Here is a 4,705-nt window from a genome sequence, read left to right as displayed (position 1 = left end):
ACATTCGTAACAAACATTTCCGTATTTTGTAACCCAAAATGAATTAGCCGCAATGGATTTGCAACAAGCCCGAATTCTCGTTCGTAAGATCAATTCACTCTTCAAGAGTATGGAAATGGATGGTTCGCCTCAACCTACACCAATTGAGCGCGACCTGATGTTGAGTTACCTGCGCCAGTTGTACCAAAGCTTTTTGGACGATGTGGTAGACGCTGGTAAAATCACCGTAAGTGCTCCGCTGGTAGAAATTCCAGTCAGCAAGCCGGAGCCCAAGCCAGAACCCAAACCCGAGCCGGAGCCCGTCAAGCCGGTTTTTGAAGCGCCCAAGGCCTACGTACCACCCGTGGTCAATGTAGAGCCGCCCAAGGTAGAAACAGCCCCGGTTGTAGAGGTACGCGAAGAGCCTAAAGTATACATTCCACCCGTAGAGACATACAAGCCGCCAGTGGTAGAGGTAAAACCGGAGCCAACTCCGGTAAAACCACCACCACCTCCACCCGTAACCCCAGAACCTACCCCTTCATTAAGTACTAGCAATAACCGGGTAGAAGCGCTCTTCTCTTTCAAAAAAGCAACCGAGCTGTCTGAAAAACTGAGCGAGATACCCATCCCCGACCTTACCAAGGGTATGTCCATCAACGATCGACTCTTGTACATGAATGAGCTGTTTGGTCGGGACATGAACAAATTGGACGAAGTCCTGCGGGCTTTGAATAATTTTCCCAGCTTGGACAGCGCCAAAAGTTACCTCGTAGGGATAGCCACACAGTACAACTGGGGCGAAGATGAACGCAGCGAAATTGCACAATCGTTCATCAAGTTGGTGCGGCGACGTTTCGTGTAGGGATAGCCCTCGCGGCTACCCCTACGATCGATTCCTTTCCCTACAGTCACCCCAACAACCCGAACAACATGAAAAAGATTGCTGTATTCACCTCTGGTGGAGACTCTCCGGGCATGAACGCCTGTATCCGCGCAGTAGTGCGTACTGCCTTGCACGAAGGCCTCGCTGCTGCGGGTATCTGTCGTGGTTACCAAGGTTTTATTGATGGCGACATGTACGACATGGATCACCATTCGGTCAGCAACATCATTCAACAAGGCGGAACAATTTTGCGTTCAGCGCGCTGCGCCGAATTCCGCACGCCCGAAGGCCGCCGCAAAGCCTACGAAAACCTGGCCAAATTTGGCATTGATGGCATCGTTGCCATTGGAGGAGATGGAACCTTTACTGGTGCACACATTTTTATGCAGGAATACCCCGACATCAAGTTTGTAGGTTGCCCTGGCACCATCGACAACGACCTGGCAGGTACCGATTATACCATCGGCTACGATACGGCGATCAATACAGCCATGGACGCAATCGATAAAATTCGCGATACAGCCAATGCCCACGATCGTTTGTTTTTCATCGAAGTAATGGGACGTGATGCCGGATTTATTGCCATGGCAGCAGGGATTTCTACCGGGGCCGAGGCCATTCTGGTACCCGAAACCCATACCGACATTGAAGGTTTGATTGAAAAGCTGGAATGGGGATGGAAAAACAAAAAGAGCTCCAGTATAGTGGTGGTGGCTGAAGGAGACGAGGCGGGTGGTGCCCACAAAATTGCCGAAATGGTCAAGGCAAGGCTTAACCATTACGAAATCAAGGTTTCCATCCTGGGGCACATCCAACGGGGTGGCCGCCCAACCTGTATGGAACGGGTACGCGCCAGTCGGATGGGGGTAGCAGCCACCAGGGCCCTGATCGAGGGCAAATCCAACGTAATGATCGGGATTGTGAACAACGAAATTGTCTATACTCCATTTGCGCAGTGCATCAAACACCAACAAATGGACAGCAATCTGGTAGAAATGGTCGACTTGTTGGGTTAGCGTAAATGTATAAGCCATGAAGCAGAAGCTGGACAAGCTTTTTAAACCACAATCGCTAGCCATCATTGGTGACTTCATTGATGTGGAAAATCCCGGTTACCGCCTGGTACACAACCTGGCACAAGCTGGTTTTAAAGGCCCCATCTACACTGTGGCACCTAGTGGCTTAGCTGCAGGTGGCCCTGCTTCGTTCAAAACGATCGCCGAATTACCCGCCAAAGTTGACCTTGCGCTCATTGCCATTGCGCCCAATCAATGGGGCGAATTGCTCAATGAATGTGGCAAGGCCGGGGTTGGCAGTATTGCCCTGGTCGCTTCCGATCAGCTTTACCCTGCTGAAGTCCTGCAGCAATACCGCCAGCAAGCCCAACAGATTTGTCGCCGTCACCAAATGCGTTTATTAGGGCCAAACAGCATGGGATTTATTGCCCCACATCAACGGCTCAATGCCAGTTTTTCTACCAAAATGCCCCTGCCAGGTAATCTTGCCTTGATTTCCCAGAGTGGAGCCCTGCTCAGTTCTATTTTGGACTGGTCCGTTGAACAAAGGGTCGGCTTTAGTTACGTCGTAGGCCCCGGGCAAATGGCAGACATTGGTTTTGCCGATTTGATTGATTATTTCGGTTCCGATTCGCAGACTTCCTGCATCCTGATCTACATGGAAAGCCTGCAAAACGCCCGGCGGTTCATGAGTGCAGCCCGGGCTTTTGCCCGCTACAAACCAATTATTGTACTCAAAGCTGGACGTAGTGAGGAAGGGGTAAAAGCCGCTTTCTCTCATACTGCTACCCTCACGGGCAACGATGCTGCTTTTGATGCGGCATTCCGGCGTGCCGGGGTCATTCGGGTAACCACCATCGCCCAATTGTTTAACCTGGCACAAGCCCTGGCCATGCAGCCCCGCCCCCGGGGCAACAACCTCGCTATCGTCAGCAATGGTGGGGGCCCTAGCGTACTGGCAACCGATCACTTGATCCACAATCGGGGACAACTGGCCACTTTGTCCAATCGCAGCATTCAAGCATTGAGCGGGATTCTGCCATCCACTCAAGAGATAGGTAATCCCGTTGACTTGCCCAGCCAGCCTGACCCCGAACAATACGCCATGGCCGTACAAACCTGTTTGCGCGATGAGGGAGTCCACGGAGTCTTGGCCATTTTTTCCCCCAACAATGAAGCCCAGGCAGTAGCCACGGCAGAGGCATTGGTCAAAGCCAGTCGCAACTGCAACAAACCCTTACTCAGCGCCTGGATGGGGGAAGGGGAAGTACGAGCAGCCCGCAAAATCCTGGAAGCGGGTCGAATACCCAATTACCGTTTTCCGGAAAGCGCCGTAGATGCCTTTTTGCGTATTCATCGGTACATGCGCGATTTGGAATTGTTGTACGAAACCCCTCCGGCCATCCCCAAGGATTTTGAGCCCGACACGGCCAAAGCCCGAACCATCATCCAAAACGCCCGTCAGCAAAAGCGCAACGTATTGCTTGATCACGAAGCCAAAGCACTTTTAGCGGCTTATCAAATCCCGGTCAATCGGAGTTTGTTTTGCCAAAGCATTGAAGAAGCTGCCGAGGCGGGGGAACAGTTGGGGTATCCGGTAGCACTGAAGTTGGTTTCTTCAGCCATCGGTCACAAAACCGAAGTGGGTGGGGTACACCTGCACTTGCAGGATGAAAATGCCTTGCGCCTGGCTTACCGCAATACGCTCCACAATCTCAAACAGCATCAACCTGATGCTGAAGCAGAGGGAGTGATGGTGGAAAAAATGGTTTACCGCCCCTTTGAACTCATCATAGGCGCTCAAAAAGACCCGGTTTTTGGGCCGGTGATTGTATTTGGACGTGGGGGAATCGCCGTAGAGGTGTTTAAGGATACCCAGATGGGTTTGCCCCCTTTAAACATGGCTCTGGCGCAACGCCTCATCGAGGGGACCCGGATGTATCCCTTGTTGAAAGGGTATCGGGGGCAGCCAGGAAGTAATCTGGCGGAACTCGATTTTTTGCTTTGCAAATTCGCCTACCTGGTCATGGATTTTCCAGAACTCAAGGAAATCGAAATGAATCCCCTGTTAGCCGACGTAAAAGGAGGGATTGTGGTGGATGCAACAGTGCTGTTGGAGGAAATCAGCCTGGAAAATGATGGCCCGGAATACCGCCATTTGGTCATCTCACCCTACCCAGGTAAAAAATACAGCAAAACACTTACCCTGAAAACGGGTGAAGTGGTTACCCTGAGGCCGATTCGTCCGGAAGATGAACCGGCCATGGCCCGAATGTTACAGGGCGTTTCCAACGATTCTTTGTACATGCGTTTTTTTGGCTACATTCCAAAAATCAACCACGCCTGGATGATTCGCTTTACCCATATTGATTACGATCGGGAAATGGCCATTGTGGCGGAGATCAACCGCGGGGCCGGTCGAGAATTATTAGGCTCGGTGCGGATCATCGAAGATGCCTGGCGGGAAACAGCGGAGTATTCTATCCTGATTGCGGATCATTTCCAGGGCCGTGGATTGGGCAATATCATGACCGATTACATTTTGGACATTGCTCGGGATCGAAAGATTGAAAAAATTGTGGCCTCGGTTTTGTCGCAGAATAAGTCGATGATTCGGCTCTTTGAAAAGCGAGGCTTTACTTTTGATAAAAGCGATATGGAAGTGTATGAGGTTGAGTTGAAATTGTAATATTTTATCGTTTTGCGCTAAGGAGTTTCAATTGGTCCAAGCTATATATTACTGAGGTGCCCCTTTAGTGTCTTAGGTTTCTTAGGTGGTGAAACAATACCCTGCTACGCAGGTTTTTTCTTTTTCACCACCTAA

General features: G+C 50.9%; 3 protein-coding genes. All 3 read left to right on the top strand.

Going from position 1 to position 4,705, the window contains the following annotated elements:
• Positions 1 to 52 precede the first annotated feature (52 nt).
• The gene (locus tag SFV55_RS12860; protein ID WP_320029912.1) at positions 53 to 844 is read left to right on the top strand and encodes a hypothetical protein; all 792 of its coding nucleotides are present in this window, start codon (positions 53 to 55) and stop codon (positions 842 to 844) included.
• Positions 845 to 912: 68 nt separating this feature from the next.
• On the top strand, positions 913 to 1,881 hold the full coding sequence (gene pfkA / locus SFV55_RS12855) for a 6-phosphofructokinase (RefSeq protein WP_320029911.1): 969 nt from the start codon (positions 913 to 915) through the stop codon (positions 1,879 to 1,881).
• A 16-nt stretch (positions 1,882 to 1,897) separates the two neighbouring features.
• Positions 1,898 to 4,570, top strand: coding sequence for a bifunctional acetate--CoA ligase family protein/GNAT family N-acetyltransferase (locus SFV55_RS12850; protein WP_320029910.1), 2,673 nt, complete (start codon positions 1,898 to 1,900; stop codon positions 4,568 to 4,570).
• Positions 4,571 to 4,705: the final 135 nt, after the last annotated feature.

Origin of the sequence: Haliscomenobacter sp. (assembly GCF_033763495.1) — a bacterium.
Lineage (GTDB): Bacteria > Bacteroidota > Bacteroidia > Chitinophagales > Saprospiraceae > Haliscomenobacter.
The sequence above is the reverse complement of the archived record's forward strand: the minus strand, read 5'-3'. Positions and strand labels throughout refer to the sequence as shown.